Source organism: Paraburkholderia sp. RCC_158, from assembly GCF_041355255.1.
Classification (GTDB): Bacteria; Pseudomonadota; Gammaproteobacteria; order Burkholderiales; family Burkholderiaceae; genus Paraburkholderia; species Paraburkholderia graminis.
Genome location: NZ_JBFUPM010000016.1, coordinates 53,805 through 77,459 on the forward strand (window position 1 = coordinate 53,805; position 23,655 = coordinate 77,459).

Genomic DNA, 23,655 nt, shown 5'->3' on the forward strand with positions numbered 1-23,655 from the left:
TTCAGCTTTTGGATGTGTTGAGTTGCGCGCCATTGGCCGTCGCCGGGATCGGACGATCCGCAGCCCGGATGGCTTTCGCAAGGAGCGGCACGAGACACAGGCCGAGCACCGATGCGACGACCACGACGTTAAAGCCCGAGTCGCTTCTGCCGGTTATCGTCTCGGCCAGCCCGAAAAGATAAGGTCCGACAAAGCCACCCAACAAGCCGATCGTATTGATGAAAGCAAGTCCGGCCGCAGCCTGCACGCCTTGCAATCGCTTCATCGCCACGGCCCAATACGAAGGCAGAATGCCGCCTGCGAAAAAGCCGGTGATGCCAAGCAGCGTGATTTGTGCCGCCTGATTTTTCGTCGCGATAAATGCGCACGCGGTGATAACCACGCCCGCAGTCAGCACACCCAGGAAGCCGCAGTCATTGCTTATCCGGCGGTGAATGCGCGGCAGTGTGAGCACGCCGAGCAGAAAGCCAATGCCGACACTACTCGACAGTAAGCCGACGAGAAGCGGCGACTTAACATGCATCTGTCCGACAATCGACGGAGTGAAAAAGTACAGGCCCACGAACGCTACCTGATTCAGAAAGTAAATCAGTGCAATGAGTACCGTGGTCGGACGTTTCAGTGCAGCGATCCAGTGCGCTGACGTGAGTTCGGCGTGACCGTGCGTGTCGATGACCGCGTTATCCTCGAGCGCCCGTGCTTCCTCTGGCGTGAGCCACTTCACCTCGCTGGGCCGGTTCGGCAGCTTGAAAAAGAGGATGATGCCGACCACGATGGTGGGCAGACCTTCCAGCAGGAACATCCACTGCCATCCGTGCAGACCGCCGATTCCGCCCAGTTGCATCAGCCCCGCACCAAGCGGATTGCCGATAATGAGCGCAATGGAAGGAGCGGTATAAATCCAGCCCACGGCGACCGCCCGGTCTTTAGGCGCGAACCACAGCGTCACCATGTACATCAAGGCCGGAAAAAGCCCTGCTTCCGCGACCCCAAGCAATACCCGCAGAACGTAGAAGGACAGTTCGCCTTGCACAAACATCATCGCCGTGGATAACGCTCCCCAGGTGACGGCGATACGCGCAATCCAGGCCCGCGGACCGACGCGGTGCGCCGCCAGATTACTGGGCACTTCGAGAAGCGCATAACCGATAAAGAAGATGCCGGCACCCAGCCCGTAGGCCGCCGCACTAATGCCGAGATCGGCCGCGAGTGCGCTCTTGGCCAGCGCAACATTCGTGCGGTCGATAAACGACATGAAGTAGATCGCGCACATTAACGGAAGGAGCCTCGCCATCGCCTTGCGAGTCGCTCGCCAGTGCGTGTCGCCGAGGCGGGGGTCAATAGTAGCTGCAGTCATGATGTCTCCGGAAATTGTCCTGCCTGTTTTTTCTTGTGTTGCGCGTCGGGCGATTGCCAACCGGCGCGGCAGGATAAAAAGTACTTCGGCTTGCGAACCTTTTGCGCGCAATGCCATCTGCATTGATGCTCAATGCTTAAAGCGAGACGCTTTCGCGCCCTTTCAATCCGAGCATGGCGCGGGCATCGGCCGGTGTCGCGATTTCGAAAGAAAGCTCTTCGAGAATTCGGCGAATCTTGCGGACCTGCTCGGCATTCGACTGTGCCTTCACGCCACGCGACAGGTAGACGCTGTCTTCCAGACCGACGCGAACGTTGCCGCCCATGATGGCGCCCATCGTCACGAGCGACATCTGATGACGGCCGGCGCCAAGAATAGAAAACTGATAGTTTTCACGTCCGAATAGACGGTCGGCGGTCGAACGCATCAATGCAAGGTTCTCTGGATCAGGACCGATGCCGCCGAGAATGCCGAATACGGACTGAATAAAAAACGGCGGCTTGATCAGTCCGATATCGATGAAGTACGCGAGGTTATACAAATGCCCGACGTCGTAGCATTCGAATTCGAAACGCGTGCCGTAGTCATGAAACTCGGTGAGGATGTTCCTGATATCGCGGAACGTGTTCCGGAAGATCATGTCCTCCATGCCTTCGACGTATTCCTTCTCCCAATCGAATCGCCAGGAAGAGATTCGGGCCGCGACCGGATGCAGCGAGAAGTTCATCGAGCCCATGTTCAGCGAGCACATCTCGGGTCTGGCGACGCGTGCGTAGGCCAAACGCTCGTCGAGCGTCATGCGCGTGCTGCCGCCAGTGGAGATGTTGATGACCGCGTCGGTCTGCGCGGCAATCGCGGGCACGAACTGGCGGAACACTTCGGGCGCAGGCGTGGGCCGGCCGTCTTGCGGATTGCGTGCATGCAGATGAAGAATCGCGGCGCCGGCCTCGGCGGCCTCGAGTGCTTGAGTCTTGATGTCATCGGGCGTGAGCGGCAGATATTCCGACATCGACGGTACATGCGCCGAGCCTGTCACTGCGCACGTAATGATGACTTTACTGGTCGAATTTCCCATTTCAATACCTATCGTGTTGCGGCTGATGCAGAGTGCTCGGAAGCCGGGGCGAATGCGGCCTCTGACGCAATGACGCGCGTCAGGCCGATTGCCACGAGCGCCAAAGGCGCGAGATCACGGGGATGGTGGATTTGCATGCTTGTCTCCAACAGGTTTGCGAATCGCACAACTGCAATGCGGACCCGTCTCTTGTCCCATTGATAGTAGTGAGATACGATTCAGTATGTAAGGTCAATTTCGGACAAGCTGATGTCCCACGAGGACATCCACGGGAGGCACGGTGTCGGCGAAATTTCCGCTGTTGAACGAGCGCATCTACGCGCCGTACAAGATCGCGGCGCTGGTGGAAGTACTCGCGGAGCAAGGCATTGCCCCCGAACAGAGCCTCAAGGGAAGCGGCGTCGAGCCCGACCAGATCTACGACGCGTCGGTCATGACCTCGGTGCGGCAATACGCGATGGTATGCAGAAACGCCGTCAGTCTTTCATCCGATCCAAGTATTCCTTTCAAAACGGGAGCACGTCTTCATCTCGCCGCCTATGGCATGTACGGCTATGCGCTGATGTCGTGCCTTTCGTTGCGCGACTACTTCCGGCTCGGCGTCAAATACCATCGGCTCGCCACGCCGACTATCACGATCGAGTGGACCGAAAATCCCGATACTTCTGTGTGGACTTTTCCTGACGCCTTTTCTTCGAATTTGCCGCACGACGTCCAGCAGTTTCTTCTGGAACAGCAGTACACGCAGCACGTCACGCATCTTCAGGACGTCGCGGGAAGAAGCTGCCCGCCGGTACTTGCGCGCTTCTCTTATCCCGCGCCCGAGCATGCCGCGATATACCGCGAGTACCTGGGTTGCCCGTGCGAGTTCGACGCCGACGAATGCCAGTTGATCTACGACAGCGCCATACTCGAAGTTAAGCCGCACCTGGCACATCGGCATTCGGCTGCGCTTTTGCAGGAGACGTGCGACAGACTGATCGGGCAAGCGAAAACATCATCGGGTGCATCCGGCGAGGTGTATCAGCTTTTAATGCGCAAGCCCGGCGTTTTTCCGAGCATGGAAACCGTGGCCGAAGCACTCAAAATGACGAGCCGAACGTTGAGGCGCCGACTCGAATCGGAAGGCACGTCGTTCGTCGCAATTGTCGACGACGTCCGCTGCTCGCTCGCCACCGAGTACCTTAAAACGACCAAGCTCAGCACCGACGACGTCGCCATGCTGGTCGGCTTTAGCGACACCGCTAACTTCCGCAGAGCATTGAAGCGCTGGACCGGCAAGGGACCTGGCGAGATTCGCGACGAGTCATGAGTCGCTTTATGGCTGTTTTTATAGTGGCTTTGTAGTTCTTTTCAAAGGCTTCATTCCGTCTTCTCTTCGACTTTCGGCTTCTGCGGCAATTGCACCGCCGATTCCCATCGCATCGAACGACACGCGGAACACGGCTCGGTCGGCCGGTTCTCGGTATCGACGGTCGCACCGCAACTCCAGCATGCGAAGTAGCCGTCGGCGCCGATCGCATCGAGAAGCGAGCACTCCATGTCCGGCCGAACCGTCAAGCCGGGGCGTTCGTGCTTTCTCCACACGAGGCTAATAGAACCGGACGACTCCAGATAAACCCGGCGTAACTGTCCCAGATGCGCGACGTTTGCAGCACGAAGTTCCGACGCGAGCATTTCGCGGGACACCTCGCTTGTCTTGAGCTCGTCGAGAAGAATTCTGCCGTCCTTCACGAGCATGGTCACGTCGCCTTCCTGCGCTACCTGAAATTTTCGCCACCGCAGGCCGGCTCTCGAACTCATGCGCTGAAGCGCGACGACGGTAAACAGCACGATAGCCGCCGGCAAAATGCCTTGCGACGACACCTGAATCGGAACGCCAATCGCAGCGCCCAGCATGAGAATCACCGCGAGTTCCGTGATGCTCAACTGCGCGGCAACACGCTTGCCCATCATGCGCATTGCCACTAGCAGCAGCACATAGACAAGCGCCGCGCGGACCACCACTTCCAATAAGAACGCCCAGGGTCCGTCGCCAATCAGGATTCGCTGAACGAGCTGCATCAAACCTCCACTTCCCTGACTGCACATGTCCATTCAGTCGAGCCGCAGTTCTCGCATCGCAAATTGTCTGTGTGTTCCTTTTCAATCGTGTTGCCGCAATGACGACACGCCGACCAGCCTGGCAAGCGGCCTTCTTCCTGCAGTTCCTTGTCGATTGCCGGCAGCACGGAGAGGCCCGGCTTCGACGGTCTGGCGGGAATGAACGAGAAAGAACCCGAGGGCTCCATATAGAGCCGGCTAATCTGTCCAAGGTGTTGCCAGCCCTTGATCCGCATTGCTTCGAATACTTTTTCGCGCGGCATCGCGGCACGCGCCAACTCGTCCATTTCGAGCCGGCCTTCGCTGACGAGCAGCGTGACGTCGGTTGAAATAAGCGTTTCGAGCCGCCGGTGTGTGGTGCCGAGCCGGGCAATGAGACGCTGCAATACGATTGCGACGAGTGCAATCACCAGCGGCGGCAGCATCCCCCGGTTCGACGCCTGCAACGGCACGCCGATGGCCGCCGCGAGTGTGACCACAATCGAAATTTCGAACAATGTGTATTGAGCCGCCACGCGGCGCCCGAGCAGACGCATTGCGATGACGAGCAGTACATAGGTCACGCCGGTTCGCAGCAGTACTTCAAGCAGGAACAGCGATGACGTGTTCCCGAAAAGAAAGCGGTGCCAATCCGTAAGGCTGAAGGGATGGTTTTCCACGACGGTATGCGCAGCAGTGGCCTGGTGGGACACGTAGCGCATGGCGCATGCCTGAAGACCGCGCAAGGCAATTCAGGCACTTTGCATCTGCGAGAGCGCCGCTTCGGCCACTCGTCGCCCATTGTTCCAGTGCTCGTCGATGGCGGTCTTGCCGAACTGCGAGTCCTTGAAATGCGCTTCACATTGCGAGCGCTCGTAATCCACCGGCACGATGCGTACATTGTCCGGCTGCGCAAGCGCCGCTGCATTGATCAGTTGCGGGTCGCTCTGCCTCTTTTCGCCGTCGATGCACTCGAGCGCGTACGCAAGCAAAGACTTCAAACGCTGTGATTCCTCACGCGTTTCGTTGAAGAACGCCGCTCTGCTTGCGTGCTGGATGTTCTTGAGGCGAATGTCCACGTCGACGAGATTGTCCGCAAGCGGGCCATCGCAACTCCATAAGTCGGCGCGCAAAATGGTGGTGCTCACACCAGGCGGTGCGTTCGCCAGCAGATGGCGCACGGGCGCGCCGGTCACGAGCGAACCATCCCAGTACCAGGCGCCGTCTATTTCGACGGCTGGAAACCACGGCGGCAGCGCGCCCGACGCCATGATCATGGCGCCATCGAGTCCATCGTCGTGATTGACGAAGTAGCGCGCCGCGCCCGTCGCCACGTTCGCAGCCACCACACTGACCTGGACGGGGCTGCGATTGAGCAGTTCGAAGTCGCATAGGTTCGACAGCGTGCGAACGAGTGGTCGTGTGTCGAATACGCTCGCATCGCCCGGATTGCCTGTGCCTGCGACCCACGGAATATCCACGCGCCGCACGAAGAACCCCGGCAACCCGAATTGCAGCGCGTACGTTTGGTCGGCTTCGGCGAGCATGCGTCTCACCGTTCGATGTTCGAGCGCGCCGCGCGGCGGCCATAGTTGCAACGCGTGCTCGCGCAGCGCGGAGCCGGGCACCGACACGCTATTCCAGAAGGTTTTGAGCCGCTCTATCCTGCGCGACGGCTCGTTGCCGAAATAAAGCGCCGCATTGATGGCGCCAATCGACGACCCGCTGCACGCGTCGATTTCGACACCCGCGTCGTGCAATGCTTCGAGCACGCCGGCCTGGAATGCGCCAAATGCGCCGCCGCCTTGCAATGCAAGTGCAATCCGGTGAGCAGGCTTTTTATGTGCAATCGTCGATGGCGGCATGCGGCTCCTCGTCTTCTCCGCACGCAAAGCGGATCAGGATAAAGAAAGCATGCAGCGCCGCAACGCGCGTTCCTGCCGCTCGCGCCGGACTGCGGCCGCAAAAGTGCCGCGCGCGCAAGCTCGAGCCAAGCGCCGTTCAGTGCTGACCCGCGTTCAGCACCATCCAGATTTGCCGGGCCTCTGGCCCCGCAAGAATTCGCGCAAAGACCGCGCGACATCGGCTGCACGTGTAGTGCTCTTCGCGGCGCGTCTCTTCCACTGAACCGACGCCGTTGAGCGTCAGGTCCGAGTGCGGAGGCTCGGCCGCCGGTTTGCCATACAGTTCCGCGCATTGCGCGCAAGGTTGAATCCAAAGGTCCATGTGTCGGTTGCCAGTACTTTTTCTATTCGAGGCAAGCGCTTAGTCCTCAAACGGATTGCCGCTGCTTTTCGCCTCAGTACTGAGATTGTATTCCGCACGCACCGCCTTGAGGACCGCTTCCACGTCGCGCTCGAACCCGACCGCATTGCCGAAGTGAGTCATGTTCCAGTTGCAGCCCGTCTTGTCGGGGTCCTGCAATTGCGGCCGCGGCACGCGAATCTTCACGCCATCCTCGACGATTTCCTGCAACCGATGGATTCGCCGGCTGACCTCCTGCTGAAGCTGCGAGGCATTGAGCGTCTTGCGTATCATCCAGGTCCCCTTCCGTTTATCCGCGCCAGTCTAGCGCAACCGACGCGCGCCGCGACGTGGCGCCGGAATGGAAAGCTGGACCTGATGAGTGTTGGTATCGGAGGAGTAAAACGATGCGGGCTGTCTGGGCAGACCCAACATCGATTTGCCGTTACGCTCCCGCCCTTCCCATGGAATGCCCGCCCACTCTGGCTCGGCGGGCGGTGAGCATAAGCGCATCGCTGTCGGCACAGTAGTTGCAAATGTTAGCCGCATCACCAGGAGACAGTCATGATGCGGCTCTTTGCAAACTCATTCCGAGCGAACGCGGCCTATAAAAACGGCATCGTCGTGATCGGCGCATGCGCGGTCATCGCAATCTGCGTAACCGGACTTGCGGCACTTACGGGCATGCTGCCGGAATCGGAATCGGTCGCCGTCACCGTGACTGCCATGCCGTTGGTGGACCTGCAGACTGCGCTGTCACGCGACATCGTCAGCCCATGACCTAACGCGCGGCAGTGACCGCGCCCGGCTCCGCGTAGTCTTCGGCATCGATGTCGTATCCCGACGGCTCCCAGCGGATTGCGAGCAGCACGAGCAACGAAGTCAGCGGCGCGATGGCGATCAACCAGAAGACCTTCGTACCGAACGCGGCAGCGAGCACCGGAAATAGAAACAGCGAGACCGTCGACGCCGAACGCACCAGCGTCTGGTTAAAACCGACGCCGATTCCCCGCAGCGAGGTCGGATAGCTCAGCGACGCATAAGTCATCGAATGCGAGCCGGGTCCGAAACCTTGTCCGAACAGATAGCCGCCGAGCAGAAGAATCGCGACCACCACGAGCGCACCGCTGCCCGGTTTGCCGATCAGCGCGAGTCCGATCAGCGACGCGAATTGCAGCGCGTGCCCGAGCACAGTCATTTTCCACGCGCCGACGGTCGGCGCGGTGCGCACGCCGATCAGCCCGCCGACGAATGCAAATGCGAGATTCAGCGCGAGTGCCGCGACAATCGTCGTGAGCGGCCCCTGCTGGAAGAAACTCGTGATGATCACCGGCAAGCCGAAGATGATCGCGTTATAGCCGAATGACGAAGCACTGCCGATCACCGCGGCAAGAATCGTGCGGCGACGGTAAGTGGCGTTGAACAGAACCCCGTAGTTGCGCCACGATGCCGCGCGCGGCGCCTTCTGCGGCGTCGCGCTTCGTTCGACTACTGCGTCGATGCCGTAAGAGCGCTTCAGGATGCGCGCGGCCTCCTCGAGATCGCCCTGATTCGCGGCCCAAACAGGCGACTCGCTGATATAGCGGCTACGCACGAGAATGATCGCGATGGCCGGCACCGCGCCGAATGCGAGCGTCAAACGCCATAGCCAGCCCAGTTGATGCTCGGGCAGAATCGCGTACAACCCAAGAATCAGCAGATAGCAGGTACTCGTCGCCGCGTACCATGCGGGGCACCACGCAGCGACGCTCGCCGCCTTGTTGCCCTTGCCTGCCACGCGCGAGAACTCGGCGAGAAACGCCATCGCCACCGGCAAATCGAGCCCCACGCCGAAGCCCATCAAAAAGCGCGCGCCGCCGAGCACCCACGCGTTCGGCGCGAGGCCGGCCGCGATCGCCGCGACCACGAAGAACAGCATGTCGGCCATGAACACGCGATAACGGCCGATGCGATCGGTCAGATACCCGCCGAACAGCGCGCCGAGAATCGCGCCAAAGGTGATGGCCGACGACACGAATCCCACCTGAACCGGCGACAACGAAAACTGGCGCGCGATGTCCTTGATCCCGTAAGCGAGCGACGTCAGATCGTAAGCATCGAGAAAGACACCACCCAATGCAATCGCAATCACGATCCGCGCATTACTGCCTTTCGCGGCGCCTGCGCTGACGATGCGCGACACGTCCTGCGCATTGCGAATGACGGTGGGACGCGCCGCGTTGCCGGCAGACGTTTGCGGATCGGCTTCGGTGGAGGGAAAAGCAACAGTGGACATGATCTCGCGTTCGCATGAATGGCTGAAGCGTCGCATGGTAGCCATGCAATCTATGCGGGCAAAACGACGAATTTAACTATGCAAATCGGGAATTGCGTACTTGCATGCGGCTCGTGCCGCATGACGGCATTCAGTCACGCGATTCGAACTACTGCAGATTTTCTTATCAGCAATGATTGGTTGGATTCGACGGCACGCGAATCTAACGTGTAGTGCCAGGTCTCTGCCCGCCAGAGCATTCGTACTTCTTTTCCCTTCCATCGACCGGTATTGCCGCATGCGCTATTTCCGTCTGCTGAAATCTTTCTTCGCCGTGGCGGCGCTGTCGCTCGCCGCGGTTCACGCCTATGCCGACAAGCCGGCGGTGATTCGCATCGGCGTCGCGCAACAGGGTAATGGCGACCCGCCTACGTTTGGTGGATCGCCTGCAGCCACCGTGCAATTGCAGCAGTCGCTCGAAAAAGAATTTGCCGCCGACGGCATCAAGGTCGAATGGCTGTTCTTCAAGGGAGCCGGCCCCGCCGTCAACGAAGCGATCGCCAACAACGCGCTCGACTTCGCCTATCAGGGCGATTTGCCCTCGGTACTCGGCCGCGCCAACGGTTTGAAGACGCGCCTGCTGCTCGCCTCGGGCGTCCGCGTCGGCATCAAGATCGCTGTGCCGACGGATTCGGACATTCGTTCGATCAAAGGCCTCAAAGGCCGGCGCGTGTCGATCTTTCGCGGCACCAATCTGCAGCTCGTCGCGGACAATGCGCTCGCCGCCAATCAGATCGATGAGCGCGATCTTCGCGTGATCAATCTCGATTCCGCGAGTTCGCTGGCCGCGCTGGCATCCAAGGGGATCGACGCGTCGGTCAACGATTACCACCTGTACAAGCTGCGCGATCAGGGCCTCGCGAAGATCGTCTACGAGTCGCAGAACGATGGACCGCAATTCACGCGTCAGGCGCATCTGCTCGTGCTCGACGACTTCGATCGCGCGCATCCCGATGTCGTGCAACGGGTCGTCAACGTGCTCGTCAAAGGCGCGCAATGGTCGTCCGATGAAGCGAACCGCGATGCGCTCTTCAAGCTGTGGTCCAAGAGCGGCGTGCCGTATGCGTCATGGCAGGCGGAGTTCGCGAATCAAACACTCAAAGACCGCAACTCGCCGTTGATCGACCCGTTCATCGTCGCGCGCTACAAGGCCGTCGCGGCCGATGCGCTGAAACTCAAGCTGATCCGTCAGCCCGTCGAGGTCGATAACTGGTTCGAGACCAAGTATCTCGACAACGCATTGCGCACGCAGAAACTCGACCATTACTGGACGCGCTACGACGCCGCCGGCAAGCCGCTCGGCTAACACGGGAGCGATCACGATGAGCGAAACCGCACTTGATGCCGGCAACGAGCGGTTCGGCCACGACGCAGCGGCGCGCGAGTTGCCCGCGGCGCCGCCACGTCGCAATGCGCGGCTGCGCGCGCTTGCCTGGCGCCTCGCGCCCTGGGTGTTGCCGGCCGTGCTGCTCGCCTTATGGGCGACCGGTTGCGAGCGCGGCTGGATCGCGCCGCAGATCTTGCCGCCGCCCGAGCGCGTGTTCGACACCTTCGTCGAACTGGCGAGAAGCGGCGATCTCGCAAGCAATACGTTGATCAGTCTGCAACGTGTGCTGGTCGGCTTCGCTGCGGGCACGCTGCTCGGCTTCGCGCTCGGCGCGGCGCTCGGTCTGTCTCGCACTTTCGAAGCGTATGTGCTGCCGACCTTCAATGCGCTCGTGCAGATTCCGGTGCTCGGCTGGCTGCCGTTTCTGCTGCTGCTCGTCGGCGTCGGCGAGCCGCTCAAATACATTCTGATCGCCCATGCCGCGCTTGTTCCGGTGACGTTGAGCACGCTGCAAGGGTTTCGCCAGACGCCCGCATCGCTCGATGAAGTCGCGCGTGTCTTTGCGTACAAGCGCTGGCAACGGATCGTCTATCTGGTCGTGCCCGCCGCCGTGCCCACGCTCGCGACAGGCGTACGGCTCGCGTTCACCAAGGCCTGGCTCGCACTGGTGGTCGTCGAACTGGTCGCGTCTTCGGAAGGGCTCGGCTATCTGATCGTCTATGGCCGGCAACTGTTTCAGCTCGATCTGGTGATGGCGTCGGTCGTCGTAGTCGGCGCTATCGGTTACGCGATGAATCGTTCGCTCGACGCACTCGAAGCGCGCTTGCGGCGCGGTCAACCGTCGGCGTTTCGCGAGTAATGACGAGTAGCGACGACCCATTGCCGGGCCGCATCGCGTCGCATCGCCCATGAGGTATTCACGATGAGTCTTGCTGTCTTTAAACGGTCCGCCGAAGCATCTAAGCAGTCGACGAAGACGTTGTCGTGCGACTGCGGCGACAACGTGCCCGCCGCCTTCGCACGCGCCGCGCGACCACGCAAGCCACTGATCGCACGCGTCGACTGGCGCGGCGCCGTCTTGCCGATTGCGGCCATTGCAATCTGGTGGGCGATCTCCGAAGCGCACGTCGTCAAGAGCGGCTTGCTCGTCAGCCCCGCGCAGGTGCTGGCCACCGCCTGGCAGCAAATCGTCAGCGGCGCGCTGTTCAAGGCGCTTTCCGCGTCGCTCGCGCGTGAAGCAAGCGGTTTCGTGATCGGCACGCTAGGCGGCCTGCTGCTCGGCAGCGCGCTCGGCTTCTCGCGGCTCGCCACGCGCATGATCGGCCCGAGCTTCGACACGTTCAAGCAGATTTCGCTGTTCGCGTGGATTCCGTTGATTTCCGTGTGGTTCGGTCTCGGCGATGCAGCGAAGGTCGTGTTTCTCTCGCTCGCTGCGTTGCTGCCCGTCGCCGCGCATACGTGTGACGGCATTCATGCGGTGCCGCGCGCGTACATCGAAGTCGCGCGCACTTTTCGCTATTCGCGCTGGCAACTGATCCGCGCAGTCATTCTGCCGGCCGCGCTGCCGTCGATTTTCACGGGCCTCTATCTCGCGCTGATCTATTCGTGGCTTGCGACGCTGGGCGCGGAATATCTGCTCGTGGCAGGCAGCGGAATCGGCAATACGCTGATCGACGGCAGCGAGCAGTTCCGCATGGATCTGGTGCTGTTCGGCGTGGTCGTGGTCGGCGTGACCGGCTGGGCGCTGAACGCATTGGCGCGCGCGGTCGAACGGGCGATGTTTGCGCGCCGTTCGCAGGCGGCCGCCCGATGAACACGCCACACATTGCATTGCACACCGAGGTCCGCACATGACGTCTTCCACGCTGTCCGACAGCATCGACATTCTCCACGTCAGCAAGCGCTACGCGCGGCAAGACGGTACGCCGCTCGCGGTTCTCGACGACATCAGCCTGCGGGTACGCCCCGGCGAATTCGTCAGCGTGCTCGGATCGAGCGGTTGCGGTAAATCGACGTTGCTGCGGTTGATCGCGGGACTCGATACCGATTACAACGGCGAGATTGTCGTCGCCGGAGACAAGGTGCGCGACACGTCGCTCGAGCGCGGCATCGTGTTTCAGGATCATCGACTGTTTCCGTGGCTCACGGCGTCGCAAAACGTTCTGGCCGCGTTGCGCAATGCGCCGCTATCGGCGAAACAGAAGCGCGATGCGGTCGCGCAGCACATCGCGCTCGTCGGCCTGAACGGTTTCGAGCATGCGTATCCGCATCAGTTGTCGGGCGGCATGGCGCAGCGTGTGGCGATCGCGCGCGGCCTCGTGAACCGGCCACGCGTGCTTCTGCTCGACGAACCGTTCAGTGCGCTCGACGCGCTCACGCGCGGCCGCTTGCAAGACGAGTTGCAACGCATCTGGGAACACGAAGGCATCACGATGATTCTCGTCACGCACGACGTGGACGAAGCGCTTTATCTCGGCGATCGGGTCGTCACGATGGCGCCGCGGCCGGGCCGGATCAAACGGATCGTGGATGTCGCGCTGCCGCGTCCGCGCGATCGCAACGATCCCCGCTTCATTCGTTTGCGCGAGGAAGTGCTGGCCGATTTCGCCGGGCACGAGGACGATACGCCGCACGGCGGCACGCGCATTCCGATAGTCAATCCGCCGATCACCGAATGGCGGCTCGCGTGGTGACGCTCGCGGCATTCCCACACACCTGGATCATTTTCGGAGATCACGATGAGCGGTGAAAATCGCCACAAGCGGCAAATCAAACTGGGCGCGTTCCTGATGGAGACGGGCCACCATATCGCCGCATGGCGGCATCCGGATGCGCACGCGGGCGGCGGCCTCGACTTCGCGCACTATGCGGAACTCGCACGGATCGCCGAGCGCGCAAAATTCGACGCAGTGTTTTTCGCCGACAGCGTGAGCGTGCGCGACACGAATCTGCCCTCGCTATCGCGCACCGCGCGCGCCGATCATTTCGAACCGTTGACGTTGCTCTCCGCGCTCTCGGTCGTGACGAAAAACATCGGCCTGATCGCCACGGTCTCCACCACGTTTAACGAGCCGTATAACGTCGCCCGCAAATTCGCGTCGCTCGATCATCTGAGCGGCGGGCGCTCGGGCTGGAACCTCGTCACGTCGAGCACCGAATCGGAGGCGCTCAATTTCAGTTTCGAGCGCCATCCGGACCACGCGGTCCGCTATGAGCGCGCGCGCGAGTTCTACGACGTGGTCGCCGGCCTGTGGGATAGCTGGGAAGACGACGCATTTATCCGCGACAAGGAAAGCGGCGTCTATTTCGACCTCGACAAGCTGCATGTGCTCGGTCACGCGGGCAAGCACTTCAAGGTGCGCGGACCGTTGAACGTCGCGCGTTCGCCGCAAGGATGGCCGGTCGTCGTGCAGGCCGGCGCATCGGAAGCCGGGCGCGAACTCGCCGCACAAACCGCCGAGGTGATCTTCGTCGCGCATCAGACGCTCGAGGAAGCGCAGTCGTTCTATCGCGACATCAAAGGCCGCCTCGCGAAGTACGGCCGTGCGCCGGATCATCTGAAGATCATGCCGGGCATTTTTCCGATCGTCGGCCGCACGCAGGAAGAGGCCGACGCGAAATTTGCCGCGCTGCAGGACCTGGTTCATCCGACCGTCGGGCTATCGCTGTTGTCGAACATGTCGGGCGGCGTGGACCTGTCGCAGTATCCCGTCGACGGCCCGCTGCCCGAACTGCCCGAAACGAACGGCGGCAAGAGCCGTCAACGTCTGCTGTTCGATCTCGCGCGGCGCGAGAATCTGACGATCCGCGATCTCTATCTGCGCATTGCCGGCGCACGCGGACACCAGCAGGTGGTCGGCACGCCGCAAAGCATCGCCGATCAGTTGCAGCAGTGGTTCGAGGAAGAAGGCGCCGACGGCTTCAACATCATGTCGCCGTGGTTACCGGGCGGGCTAACGGAGTTCGCCGAACACGTTGTGCCGGAACTGCAACGGCGTGGACTTTTCCGCACCGAATACGAGGGGCGCACGCTGCGCGAGAACCTCGGACTGCCGCGGCCTGCAAACCGCTATACCAACCTCACAAAACAGGTGCCCGCGGTCGCGGGATATTGACGCAACCTGTTCTCTTTTCCAGGAGCCTCGCATGAGCGCAGCCGCATTGCAGGACACGCAGTCGATTCAGGTGAACCCGCTTTCCGCGCACATCGGCGCGGAAATTCATGGTGTCGATCTCACGCAAAAACTCGATGCGCGGCAAGTCGCGGAGATTCGTGCGGCGCTTCTTAAATGGCGCGTCGTGTTCTTTCGCGAGCAGTTTCTGACGCACGAGCAGCACATCGCTTTCTCCGCGCAGTTCGGCGAGCTGACGGTGGGGCATCCCGTGTTCGGCCACGTCGACGGTCATGCGGAAATCTACTCGATCTCGAAGTATCGCCAGGCAACGCGTTTCGAAGGGCAAACGCTGCTGCGTCCGTGGACTGGCTGGCACACCGACGTGACGGCCGCCGTCAATCCGCCTTGGGCGTCGATCCTGCGCGGCGTGACGATTCCGCCGTATGGCGGCGACACGCAATGGACCAATCTGGTCGCCGCCTATCAGAAGCTCTCCGCGCCGTTGCGCGCGTTCGTCGACGGTCTGCGCGGCCTTCACCGCTTTGCGCCGCCCGCCGGAGCAAGCGGAACGGAAGCATTCGTCAAAGCCGTCGAGCAACGCATTCTCGTGACCAAGCATCCGCTCGTGAGAGTGCATCCGGAAACCGGCGAGCGCGCGCTCTATGTGAGCCCGAGCTTCCTGAAGTCGATCGTCGGCGTGACGCCGCGCGAAAGCCAGGCGCTGCTCGAACTGCTCTGGGAACATGTGACGCGGCCGGAGTTCACCGTGCGTTTCAAATGGGAAGCAGGCAGCGTCGCCTTCTGGGACAACCGCGCGACGGCTCACCTCGCGCCCACCGATATTTTCGATCTCGAGTTCGACCGGCAGTTGTACCGCACGACGCTGGTCGGCGACGTGCCGGTCGGGCCGGACGGTACGCCTTCGGTGGCGATTGAAGGCTCGCCGGTGAGCGCCGCGGCCGCGGTCGCGTTGAACTGAGTGCGATGCCGAGCCGAGGCGACGCGAGGCAAGACGATGCGCTCAGAGGTCGCGCGTGCGCGGAATCACAACCGCCTGGCCGTGCAGTTTGCCTTGCTCATCGAGCAGTTGCCACAGCGTGGCTTCCTCGATCATGAAGCGCCGGCCTGACTGCGTCACGCGCACGCCCTTGTAGCCCGCTTCATAACCGAGCCGCTCCACGCGTGCAAGGAACTGCTGTCGCTCCTCGCGATTCGGGGCTTCTGCCGAGAGCCGGGACGGCAGCCTGGTGATTTCGTCCCAGCTATATTCGAAGCGGCGCTGCGCCGCCTTGTTGCCATAGATAAACACCGGGTCGGGATCGGTGTTGTGCGCAAGCACGGCGAACGGCGCGTGCTCGTAAAGCCATTCGGCGGCGGCGTCGGCAGACATGGGCTGCGGCACCAGCGGGACGCCGAGCAAGCGGGCGTAACTATCGCTGAGAAGCTGGTAGAAAGCGGGATCGCGGTGGAGTGGGGTCATCCAGGGCATCGTTACGGAGATCTGGGTCTCTGGGCAATGAAAGGCGTCCACGATACAGCAAGCCCGTCACGTCCGTCATGCCGGCGAGCGCCCCGCTCGGCAATTGAAACTCGTCATCAAGCCCACACGACCAGTGCACGCATGCGGTGCGGTTCCGGCATGCGCCGGTGCGCGCAATCACCGGAACGGGGCGCAAACGCACTGTGACATCGCCAGATACGGCGATTTCCGCGTGGCACGCTTCTCGCTCTAAAAGGAGCGCAAGGAGCCGGCGCCTCATCCGGTTCAACACAATCTGGAAATGGACGGCTAGGGTTCCGGCCTGCTTCACGCAGGTGCTGGTCCGAGAGCTGTCGACCTCAGGCGAGGTTACACGGCGGGACAAAAGCCCGGGAGAGAACGCGATGTTTTGCGCTGCTCCCTGCCGTCGCTAACCGTCCCTTCCGAGGTCAACCTCATGCGCAAGCTCGTACGCTTTCTCGGCATCGCCGCCGTCTCCCTCGCCGCTTTCGCTTCCACCTCCGCATCCGCCGCGGGCCGCACCGACTTCAAGGTTTGCTGGACCATCTACGCCGGCTGGATGCCGTGGGGCCAGGCGAAGACTCAGGGCATCGTCTCCAAGTGGGCCAGGAAGTACGGCATCAATGTCGATGTCGTGCAACTGAACGACTACGTCGAATCCATCAACCAGTACACCGCCGGCAAGTTCGACGGCTGCGCGATGACCAACATGGACGCGCTGACCATTCCGGCCTCGGGCGGCGTGGACTCGACGGCGCTGATCGTCAGCGACTACTCGAACGGCAACGATGGCGTGCTCATCAAGGGCAAGGGCAAGCAGATCGCCGACCTCAAGGGCAAGCAGATCAACCTCGTGCAGTTCTCCGTCTCGCACTACCTGCTGGCGCGCGCGCTCGAAAGCGCGCATATGAGCGAGCGCGACCTCAAGGTGGTGAACACGTCCGACGCCGACATCTCCGGCGCATTCGCAACGCCTGCCGTGCAGAACACGGTGACGTGGAACCCGATGCTCGCGGACCTGAAGGCGCAGCCGAACGTCACCGAAGTCTTCGACTCGAGCAAGATCCCCGGCGAAATCATGGACATGATGGTCGTCAACACGAAGACGCTGCACGACAACCCCGCACTCGGCAAAGCGCTGACAGGCGCATGGTTTGAAATGGTCGCGCTGATGCACGCGAACAACGCCGACAGCAGCGCCGCGCTCACCGCAATGGCCAAGGCTTCGGGCACCGACCTCGCGGGCTTCAAGGGCCAACTGTCCACCACCGCCCTCTTCTACACGCCGAAAGCCGCACTCGATTTTGTCACCAGCCCCGAGATGCCGAAGATCATGACGCGCGTCGCCAGGTTCTCGTTCGATCATGGCCTGCTCGGCCAGGATGCGAAAAGCGCGGACGTGGTCGGCATGGCGTTCGACAAAGGCGTCGTGATCGGCAACAAGAGCAACGTGAAGCTGCGCTTCGATCCGACCTACGTCGAAATGGCCGCGGCGGGCAAGCTCTAAGCGAGACATCTCACGCATTCGACAAGGCGGCCATTCATGCGACTCATCAATCGACATCCCAGCCGAAGCGGCGGCCTCATGCTGCTGGTGATGCCGTTCATCGTGCTGATTGCGGTGTATTTCACGGGGTCGTCGATGCGGCTTGCAGTCAATCCCGACGACAAGCTGCTGCCGGCCGCGACGCAGATGAGCGAAGCCATCAAGCAAGCCGCTTTCACCGAAGACAAACGCACGGGCGAGTACCTGCTGTGGGCCGACACGGTTTCGAGCTTGCGGCGGCTCGGTATCGGCCTCCTGGTGAGTGCCGCGCTTGCGCTGGCAGCCGCCATTGCGACCGGCTCGTTTCCGCTCGTCAGCGCGACGTTTTCGCCGTTCATCACGGTCGTTTCGATGATCCCGCCGCTCGCCGTGCTGCCGATTCTGTTCATCGTGTTCGGGCTCGACGAGTTGTCGAAGGTGGTGCTGATCGTGATCGGCATTACGCCGATGATCATTCGCGATCTGCATTCGCGCGCCCGCGAAATTCCGGCCGAATTGTGGGTCAAGGCGCAAACGCTCGGCGCCAATAGCTGGACGTTGATTCTGCGTCTCGTGCTGCCGCAGTTGCTGCCGCGTCTGCTGGTGGCGATCCGTCTGTCGCTCGGTGCGGCGTGGCTTTTTCTGATCGCGGCGGAAGCGATCGCGTCGACCGACGGCCTCGGCTACCGCATTTTCCTCGTGCGCCGCTACCTCGCGATGGACCTGATCCTGCCTTACGTCGCGTGGATCACGCTGCTCGCGTGGCTGATCGACGAGTGCCTGCGCCGCGTGACGCAGTGGTCGTTTCCCTGGTTCGGAGGCGCACGATGATCGAAGTCCGCAACGTGTGGAAGGAATACGGCGATCAGGTCGTGCTCGAACGATTGAACCTGCGTATCGAAGCGGGCGAGTTCTGTTCGCTGGTCGGCGCTTCGGGTTGCGGCAAGTCGACGTTCCTGCGGCTTCTGCTCGGCCAGGAGCGCGCGACGCGCGGCGACATTCTGCTCGACGGTCAACCGTTGCCCGCAGAGCCCGACGCGCATCGCGGCGTGGTGTTTCAGCGCTATTCGGTATTCGATCACCTCACGGTGCTTCGCAACGTGATGCTTGGGCTCGAGCTGCCGCGCGCGACATTCACCGGCCGGCTGTTCGGCGCGCAACGGCGTGCCGCGCGTGACGAGGCCGCGGCGATGCTCGAACGCGTCGGCCTCGGCGCGGCGTTGGACAAGTATCCGCAGCAACTGTCGGGCGGCATGCAGCAGCGCCTCGCGATCGCTCAGGCGCTGATGATGAAGCCGCGCGTGTTGCTGCTCGATGAACCGTTCGGCGCGCTCGATGCTCGTCGAAATGGGCAAGTGGGAACTCGGCATTCAGGACCTGCTGATGACGCTCAATCTGTTCAGCCGCGTCGACGTGACGGATGCGGGCGCGCTCGACTTCGTAGCGGGCAATTCGAGGGCCGGCGACTACGTCGATCTCTATGCGCCGATGAACACGCTCGTCGTGCTCACCGCGATCCAGCATCCGCTCGACCCGAATCCGGAATACGCGCCGAAGCCGGTCAAGCTCGAGTTGAGCCGCGCCGAGCCAGGCGTCGCCGAAATCTGCCGAACCGCCTGCGAGGAAAACGTGCGCGGCTTCATCAATACCGATCGTTTCTTTCTTTGAGCGGAGCGCGACACCATGACAACGACGCTGACCGTCAGCGATAAACGCCCCGAACACGCGGTCTTTCGCGAGACACTCGCGGCCGGCGAGCCGTGGCTTCACGAACTCAAAGCCGGGCAGACGCTGCGCATTCTCGATCTGGAAGGCAATCAGGCCGTCGATACGCTGTTCTACAGCCTCGCCGATCCGCGCGAGCGCTTCGATCCGCAACGCACGCTGCGTCGTCAGAAAAGCCTTTATCTGACGACCGGCACCGTGCTGTATTCGAACCTCGGCAATCCGCTGCTGACGATCGTCGCCGATACGTGCGGCCGTCACGACACGCTCGGCGGAGCGTGCGCACAGGAAAGCAACACCGTGCGTTACGCGCTCGAAAAGCGCTACATGCATAGCTGCCGCGATAACTACCTGCGCGCGTGCGCGCACGACGGACGTTTATCGAAGCAGGACATCGGCGCGAACATCAACTTCTTCATGAACGTTCCGGTGACGTCCGAAGGCGGCCTCACATTCGAGGACGGCATTTCGGCGCCAGGCAAGTACGTCGAATTGCGCGCGGAAATGGACGTGATCGTGCTGATCTCCAACTGCCCGCAGTTGAACAATCCGTGCAACGCCTACAACCCGACTCCCGCGGAGCTGCTGATATGGAACTGACGCGTGTTCGCCACTGGCTTTACTACGTCATGCTGGTTCGCTCGGGACGATGCTGTCGCTGCACGCGCGAGCAACTGACTCGAGCGGATCGATAGAGCCTCTTTGAAGCCGGTCTCTGCCGCGGACGACCGCGGCATGCATTCCCACGTGGCGGGACGGCCCGCCCACGAATCAAGCTCCCTTCATGTTCGAGAAAATCCTGATCGCGAATCGCGGCGCGATTGCGTGCCGCATCCTTAGAACGCTGCGCGAACTTCAAGTAACGGGTGTCGCGGTTTATGCCGAAGCGGATCGCGCGAGCCGTCATGTGAGCGAGGCGCCTATTGCGCATGGTCTCGGCGACGGACCAGCAGCGGCGACCTACCTTGATGTGCAAAAGATTCTCGAGATCGCTCGCCGCGAGAACGTTCAGGCGATTCATCCGGGCTATGGTTTCCTGTCGGAGAACGCGAGCTTCGGCGAAGCGTGCGAAGCGGCAGGCATCGCGTTTATCGGACCGACGCCCGCGCAATTGCGGGCATTCGGCCTCAAGCACACCGCTCGCGCGATCGCGGCGGAACAAGGCGTGCCGATGCTCGAAGGCACGGGCCTGCTCGACGATCTTGCGGCGGCGCTCGATGCAGCGGCATCGATCGGCTATCCGGTGATGCTGAAAAGCACGGCGGGCGGCGGTGGTATCGGCATGCGGGTGTGCTGGAACGTCGACGAACTGAGCGCGCATTTCGACGTGGTCAAACGGCTCGGCCAGAACAATTTCAGCGACGCCGGCGTGTTCCTCGAAAAGTATATCGAGCGGGCGCGGCATCTCGAAGTGCAGGTCTTCGGCGACGGGCACGGCGATGCGATTGCGCTCGGCGTGCGCGATTGCTCGGTGCAGCGGCGCAACCAGAAAGTACTCGAGGAAACGCCTGCACCGTGTTTGCCGGACGGCATGCCGGCCGCATTGTGCGACGCCGCGGTGAAGCTCGCTAAAGCGGTGAGTTATCGCTCGGCCGGCACCGTCGAATTCGTCTACGACAGCGCCGCGCAGCGCTTCTACTTTCTCGAAGTAAACACGCGCCTGCAAGTCGAGCATGGCGTGACCGAACAGGTCTGGGGCGTCGATCTCGTACGCTGGATGATCGAACTGGCTGCGGGCACGCTTGCGCCGCTGCAAGAACTCGCAGCAGGATTGAAGCCGCAAGGACACGCTATCCAGGCGCGTCTTTATGCGGAGGACCCAGGCCGCGATTTCAAGCCGAGCCCCGGGCTATTGACCGACGTCGCGTTTCCAACCGCCGACGGTCGCGCGCTGCGCATCGATACATGGATCGATGCGGGTTGCGAAGTACCGCCCTACTTCGATCCGATGCTGGCGAAGGTGATCGCGTGGTCGCCGACGCGCGACGAGGCACGCCGTTCACTCGGTCAGGCATTGCAGAACACGCGCATCTATGGCGTCGAAACGAATCGCGACTATCTCCGGCAGATTCTCGACGACCAGCCGTTTGCGTCGGGCGAACCGTGGACGCGCTGCCTCGAAGGCCTTCACTATCGCGCGACCACCGTCGAAGTGGTGAGCGGCGGCACGCAGACGACCGTGCAGGATCATCCGGGACGTCTTGGCTATTGGGCAGTCGGCATTCCGCCTTCGGGTCCGATGGATGACCGCGCGCTGCGGCTCGGCAACCGGCTGCTCGGCAATGCGGCAGACGCAGCCGCGCTCGAAATCACCATGAGCGGACCGACGTTGCGCTTCAACACGGATGCCGTCGTGGCGGTGACGGGCGCGCATCTGTCCGTATCGCTCGACGACATCGAGCAGCCGTTGAACACGACGCTGTTTGTTCGCGCCGGTTCGACGCTCGCGCTCGGCACGATCCGCGGCGCCGGCGCACGCGCGTATCTGTGCGTGCGCGGCGGCTTCGATGTCGCGATGTATCTCGGCAGCCGCAGCACGTTCACGCTCGGCCAGTTCGGCGGACATGGCGGGCGAGCGTTGCGGGCGGGCGACGTGCTGCATCTTCACGCACTCTGCGACGACAGTGCGGGCGTTGCGCTTGCCAATGTTCCGAAGCTGGAAACCGTGCGGACGCTGCGCGTGATTTATGGTCCGCATGGCGCGCCGGAGTATTTCACGCCGCGTTATATGGAACGGTTCTTCGACACCGAATGGGAAATTCATTTCAATTCGAGCCGTACCGGCGTGCGTCTGATCGGACCGAAGCCCGAGTGGGCGCGCGAGGACGGCGGCGAGGCCGGGCTGCATCCGTCGAACATTCACGATAATCCGTATGCGGTGGGCGCCGTCGATTTCACCGGCGACATGCCCGTGATTCTCGGTCCCGATGGTCCGAGTCTTGGCGGCTTCGTTTGTCCGGTGACGATTATCGAGGCGGACTTGTGGCAAATCGGCCAGTTGAAAGCCGGTGACAAAGTGCGCTTCGTACCCGTTCGAATCGATGAAGCGCGCGATGCGGCACAACAACGTCTGTGCGAATTGCAGACGCTCGAATTCGATGCGAAGCCGGTTGCTATCGCGAACGCAGCACCGCTCGTATCGCCGGTCGTGCTCGATACCGGCGCGGATCGCGAGCGGCTCGTCGCGCGCGTGTCCGGCGACACGCATCTGCTGCTCGAAATCGGTCCGGCGGAACTCGACCTCGTATTGCGTTTTCGCGGTCACGCGTTGATGCAGTCACTCGAAGCGATGGCATTGCCCGGCGTGATCGATCTGACGCCCGGCATCCGCTCGCTGCAGATTCACTATCAGCCTGAACGCTTGCCGTTGCAGCAGTTGCTCGCGATCGTCGAGCGTGCATGGCAGCATGTCCTGTTGCAGAAGGACTTGCGCGCGCCGTCACGCATCGTGCATCTTCCGCTGTCCTGGGACGATCCCGCATGCCGGCTCGCCATCGACAAATACATGACGACGGTGCGCAAGGACGCGCCGTGGTGTCCGAGCAATCTGGAGTTTATCCGCCGCATCAACGACCTCGATTCGATCGACGCCGTGAAGCAGATCGTGTTCGATGCGAGTTATCTTGTGATGGGACTCGGCGATGTCTATCTCGGCGCGCCGGTCGCGACGCCGCTCGATCCGCGTCATCGGCTGGTGACGACCAAGTACAACCCGGCGCGCACGTGGACGGCCGAGAACTCGGTGGGCATCGGCGGCGCGTATCTGTGCGTGTATGGCATGGAAGGGCCTGGCGGCTATCAGTTCGTCGGCCGCACGTTGCAGATGTGGAATCGCTATCGCGACGTCGCCGAGTTCGCGGGGCGCCCGTATCTGCTGCGCTTTTTCGATCGGATCCGTTTCTACGAAGTCACTGCCGACGAGTTGCAGCGCATCCGCGCGGACTTTCCGCTGGGGCGTTATCCGCTGAAGATCGAAGAGACTGAACTGTCGCTGGCGGATTATCAAACGTTTCTCACGCGCGAAGCGGCCGGCATCGAGCAATTCCGCGTGCGTCAGCAAGCGGCGTTTCAGGCCGAGCGCGAACGATGGCGCGAAGCGGGATCGGCGGAGGAAAGTTTCGAGCCGCCTGTCGCTGACGATGCGGAACTCGCGCCGCTGAAAGACGGCGACATCGCCGTGGACAGCGAGATCGCGGGCAGTCTCTGGCAAGTGCGCGTGAATTCCGGCGATACGGTTGAGGCCGGCGACGTGCTGCTCGTCATCGAGTCGATGAAGATGGAGATCTCCGTGTGCGCGCCGTGCGCGGGCACTGTCGGCGAGATTTATGTGGCGCCCGGCTCCGCGGTGCGTGCGGGGCAACGCGTCGCGGTGATCGAACGCCTTTGAACC

Annotated in this window: 21 protein-coding genes, 2 pseudogenes and 1 riboswitch; of the genes and pseudogenes, 14 read left to right on the forward strand and 9 right to left on the reverse strand. The window is 62.0% G+C overall.

All coding sequences use genetic code 11. The features are described from left to right. Position 1: 1 nt before the first annotated feature. Together AB6809_RS25840 and AB6809_RS25845 are read right to left on the reverse strand one after the other, a co-directional pair. Entirely contained in the window at positions 2-1,357 is a 1,356-nt protein-coding gene (locus tag AB6809_RS25840; protein WP_371027491.1) for an MFS transporter, read from the reverse strand. Between the two features lie 136 nt (positions 1,358-1,493). Beyond that, positions 1,494-2,432: a 3-keto-5-aminohexanoate cleavage protein gene (locus AB6809_RS25845; RefSeq protein WP_371027443.1), complete on the reverse strand. Its 939-nt coding sequence runs from the start codon at positions 2,430-2,432 to the stop codon at positions 1,494-1,496. A 280-nt stretch (positions 2,433-2,712) separates the two neighbouring features. Here AB6809_RS25845 and AB6809_RS25850 point away from each other — a divergent pair, with 280 nt between their 5' ends. After that, a complete protein-coding gene (locus tag AB6809_RS25850) occupies positions 2,713-3,744 on the forward strand; it encodes an AraC family transcriptional regulator (protein ID WP_371027445.1) in 1,032 nt (343 codons plus the stop codon). A gap of 50 nt (positions 3,745-3,794) precedes the next feature. Here the strand turns inward: AB6809_RS25850 and AB6809_RS25855 are convergent, their stop codons facing one another. The 5 genes from AB6809_RS25855 to AB6809_RS25875 form a co-directional block, all read right to left on the reverse strand. After that, positions 3,795-4,496 carry a DUF421 domain-containing protein gene (locus tag AB6809_RS25855; protein ID WP_161966596.1) on the reverse strand — a complete coding sequence of 234 codons (702 nt, stop codon included), beginning with the start codon at positions 4,494-4,496 and terminating at the stop codon, positions 3,795-3,797. Continuing rightward, positions 4,496-5,236 (reverse strand): DUF421 domain-containing protein, encoded by a 741-nt coding sequence (locus AB6809_RS25860; protein WP_371027446.1) that lies wholly within the window; start codon positions 5,234-5,236, stop codon positions 4,496-4,498. Before AB6809_RS25860 ends, AB6809_RS25855 begins: the two co-directional genes overlap by 1 nt. Positions 5,237-5,266: 30 nt before the next feature. Then, positions 5,267-6,379 carry a patatin-like phospholipase family protein gene (locus tag AB6809_RS25865; RefSeq protein ID WP_371027447.1) on the reverse strand — a complete coding sequence of 371 codons (1,113 nt, stop codon included), beginning with the start codon at positions 6,377-6,379 and terminating at the stop codon, positions 5,267-5,269. A gap of 136 nt (positions 6,380-6,515) precedes the next feature. Continuing rightward, the gene (locus AB6809_RS25870) at positions 6,516-6,740 is read right to left on the reverse strand and encodes a hypothetical protein (RefSeq protein WP_083803830.1); all 225 of its coding nucleotides are present in this window, start codon (positions 6,738-6,740) and stop codon (positions 6,516-6,518) included. Positions 6,741-6,779: 39 nt separating this feature from the next. Beyond that, a complete protein-coding gene (locus tag AB6809_RS25875) occupies positions 6,780-7,052 on the reverse strand; it encodes a hypothetical protein (RefSeq protein WP_029968999.1) in 273 nt (90 codons plus the stop codon). Positions 7,053-7,322: 270 nt separating this feature from the next. On the opposite strand from AB6809_RS25875, the gene AB6809_RS25880 reads away from it, so the two are divergent. After that, positions 7,323-7,538, forward strand: a complete 216-nt coding sequence (locus tag AB6809_RS25880) for a hypothetical protein (RefSeq protein WP_006050340.1) — start codon at positions 7,323-7,325, stop codon at positions 7,536-7,538. 1 nt (position 7,539) lies between these two features. Here the strand turns inward: AB6809_RS25880 and AB6809_RS25885 are convergent, their stop codons facing one another. Further along, a complete protein-coding gene (locus tag AB6809_RS25885; protein ID WP_371027448.1) occupies positions 7,540-9,033 on the reverse strand; it encodes an MFS transporter in 1,494 nt (497 codons plus the stop codon). A 277-nt stretch (positions 9,034-9,310) separates the two neighbouring features. On the opposite strand from AB6809_RS25885, the gene AB6809_RS25890 reads away from it, so the two are divergent. The 6 genes from AB6809_RS25890 to AB6809_RS25915 all read left to right on the forward strand — a co-directional run bounded on the left by AB6809_RS25890 (position 9,311) and on the right by AB6809_RS25915 (position 15,493). Beyond that, positions 9,311-10,378 carry an ABC transporter substrate-binding protein gene (locus AB6809_RS25890; RefSeq protein WP_371027449.1) on the forward strand — a complete coding sequence of 356 codons (1,068 nt, stop codon included), beginning with the start codon at positions 9,311-9,313 and terminating at the stop codon, positions 10,376-10,378. Between the two features lie 16 nt (positions 10,379-10,394). Next, complete coding sequence (locus AB6809_RS25895; RefSeq protein WP_371027450.1) at positions 10,395-11,258, forward strand: ABC transporter permease; 864 nt, start codon at positions 10,395-10,397, stop codon at positions 11,256-11,258. Between the two features lie 63 nt (positions 11,259-11,321). Continuing rightward, positions 11,322-12,212 (forward strand): ABC transporter permease, encoded by an 891-nt coding sequence (locus AB6809_RS25900; RefSeq protein WP_371027451.1) that lies wholly within the window; start codon positions 11,322-11,324, stop codon positions 12,210-12,212. Between the two features lie 37 nt (positions 12,213-12,249). Beyond that, a complete protein-coding gene (locus tag AB6809_RS25905) occupies positions 12,250-13,092 on the forward strand; it encodes an ABC transporter ATP-binding protein (RefSeq protein ID WP_006050345.1) in 843 nt (280 codons plus the stop codon). Positions 13,093-13,137: 45 nt separating this feature from the next. After that, complete coding sequence (locus tag AB6809_RS25910) at positions 13,138-14,514, forward strand: LLM class flavin-dependent oxidoreductase (RefSeq protein WP_371027452.1); 1,377 nt, start codon at positions 13,138-13,140, stop codon at positions 14,512-14,514. 31 nt (positions 14,515-14,545) lie between these two features. Further along, positions 14,546-15,493: a TauD/TfdA family dioxygenase gene (locus AB6809_RS25915; protein ID WP_053860555.1), complete on the forward strand. Its 948-nt coding sequence runs from the start codon at positions 14,546-14,548 to the stop codon at positions 15,491-15,493. Between the two features lie 42 nt (positions 15,494-15,535). On the opposite strand, the gene AB6809_RS25920 is transcribed toward AB6809_RS25915, so the two are convergent. Next, on the reverse strand, positions 15,536-15,994 hold the full coding sequence (locus AB6809_RS25920; protein WP_371027453.1) for an MEKHLA domain-containing protein: 459 nt from the start codon (positions 15,992-15,994) through the stop codon (positions 15,536-15,538). 298 nt (positions 15,995-16,292) lie between these two features. Then, positions 16,293-16,392, forward strand: a riboswitch (guanidine-I (ykkC/yxkD leader). 59 nt (positions 16,393-16,451) lie between these two features. Between AB6809_RS25920 and AB6809_RS25925 the strand changes: the two genes are divergently transcribed. The 6 genes and pseudogenes from AB6809_RS25925 to uca all read left to right on the forward strand — a co-directional run bounded on the left by AB6809_RS25925 (position 16,452) and on the right by uca (position 23,652). Next, on the forward strand, positions 16,452-17,522 hold the full coding sequence (locus AB6809_RS25925; protein ID WP_192700219.1) for a putative urea ABC transporter substrate-binding protein: 1,071 nt from the start codon (positions 16,452-16,454) through the stop codon (positions 17,520-17,522). Between the two features lie 36 nt (positions 17,523-17,558). After that, positions 17,559-18,371 (forward strand): ABC transporter permease, encoded by an 813-nt coding sequence (locus AB6809_RS25930; protein WP_371027454.1) that lies wholly within the window; start codon positions 17,559-17,561, stop codon positions 18,369-18,371. Beyond that, positions 18,368-18,877 (forward strand): annotated as a pseudogene (locus AB6809_RS25935) (ABC transporter ATP-binding protein); the annotation flags it as partial. The gene AB6809_RS25930 and the pseudogene AB6809_RS25935, both read left to right, overlap by 4 nt. Next, a pseudogene (locus AB6809_RS25940) lies at positions 18,873-19,208 on the forward strand (DUF1989 domain-containing protein); the annotation flags it as partial. The pseudogenes AB6809_RS25935 and AB6809_RS25940, both read left to right, overlap by 5 nt. Before the next feature lie 15 nt (positions 19,209-19,223). Further along, the gene (locus AB6809_RS25945; protein WP_006050353.1) at positions 19,224-19,865 is read left to right on the forward strand and encodes an urea amidolyase associated protein UAAP2; all 642 of its coding nucleotides are present in this window, start codon (positions 19,224-19,226) and stop codon (positions 19,863-19,865) included. A 184-nt stretch (positions 19,866-20,049) separates the two neighbouring features. Then, complete coding sequence (uca, locus tag AB6809_RS25950; protein ID WP_371027455.1) at positions 20,050-23,652, forward strand: urea carboxylase; 3,603 nt, start codon at positions 20,050-20,052, stop codon at positions 23,650-23,652. The last annotated feature ends 3 nt before the right edge of the window (positions 23,653-23,655 follow it).

Coding starts and splice junctions, on each gene's coding strand:
- AB6809_RS25875 (WP_029968999.1), bottom strand. CDS start 7,052: ATGATACGCAAGACGCTCAATGCCTCGCAGCTTCAGCAGGAGGTCAGC.
- uca (WP_371027455.1), top strand. CDS start 20,050: ATGTTCGAGAAAATCCTGATCGCGAATCGCGGCGCGATTGCGTGCCGC.
- AB6809_RS25845 (WP_371027443.1), bottom strand. CDS start 2,432: ATGGGAAATTCGACCAGTAAAGTCATCATTACGTGCGCAGTGACAGGC.
- AB6809_RS25930 (WP_371027454.1), top strand. CDS start 17,559: ATGCGACTCATCAATCGACATCCCAGCCGAAGCGGCGGCCTCATGCTG.
- AB6809_RS25905 (WP_006050345.1), top strand. CDS start 12,250: ATGACGTCTTCCACGCTGTCCGACAGCATCGACATTCTCCACGTCAGC.
- AB6809_RS25860 (WP_371027446.1), bottom strand. CDS start 5,236: ATGCGCTACGTGTCCCACCAGGCCACTGCTGCGCATACCGTCGTGGAA.
- AB6809_RS25945 (WP_006050353.1), top strand. CDS start 19,224: ATGACAACGACGCTGACCGTCAGCGATAAACGCCCCGAACACGCGGTC.
- AB6809_RS25925 (WP_192700219.1), top strand. CDS start 16,452: ATGCGCAAGCTCGTACGCTTTCTCGGCATCGCCGCCGTCTCCCTCGCC.
- AB6809_RS25915 (WP_053860555.1), top strand. CDS start 14,546: ATGAGCGCAGCCGCATTGCAGGACACGCAGTCGATTCAGGTGAACCCG.
- AB6809_RS25855 (WP_161966596.1), bottom strand. CDS start 4,496: ATGCAGCTCGTTCAGCGAATCCTGATTGGCGACGGACCCTGGGCGTTC.
- AB6809_RS25895 (WP_371027450.1), top strand. CDS start 10,395: ATGAGCGAAACCGCACTTGATGCCGGCAACGAGCGGTTCGGCCACGAC.
- AB6809_RS25890 (WP_371027449.1), top strand. CDS start 9,311: ATGCGCTATTTCCGTCTGCTGAAATCTTTCTTCGCCGTGGCGGCGCTG.
- AB6809_RS25910 (WP_371027452.1), top strand. CDS start 13,138: ATGAGCGGTGAAAATCGCCACAAGCGGCAAATCAAACTGGGCGCGTTC.
- AB6809_RS25865 (WP_371027447.1), bottom strand. CDS start 6,379: ATGCCGCCATCGACGATTGCACATAAAAAGCCTGCTCACCGGATTGCA.
- AB6809_RS25840 (WP_371027491.1), bottom strand. CDS start 1,357: ATGACTGCAGCTACTATTGACCCCCGCCTCGGCGACACGCACTGGCGA.
- AB6809_RS25885 (WP_371027448.1), bottom strand. CDS start 9,033: ATGTCCACTGTTGCTTTTCCCTCCACCGAAGCCGATCCGCAAACGTCT.
- AB6809_RS25880 (WP_006050340.1), top strand. CDS start 7,323: ATGATGCGGCTCTTTGCAAACTCATTCCGAGCGAACGCGGCCTATAAA.
- AB6809_RS25920 (WP_371027453.1), bottom strand. CDS start 15,994: ATGACCCCACTCCACCGCGATCCCGCTTTCTACCAGCTTCTCAGCGAT.
- AB6809_RS25870 (WP_083803830.1), bottom strand. CDS start 6,740: ATGGACCTTTGGATTCAACCTTGCGCGCAATGCGCGGAACTGTATGGC.
- AB6809_RS25900 (WP_371027451.1), top strand. CDS start 11,322: ATGAGTCTTGCTGTCTTTAAACGGTCCGCCGAAGCATCTAAGCAGTCG.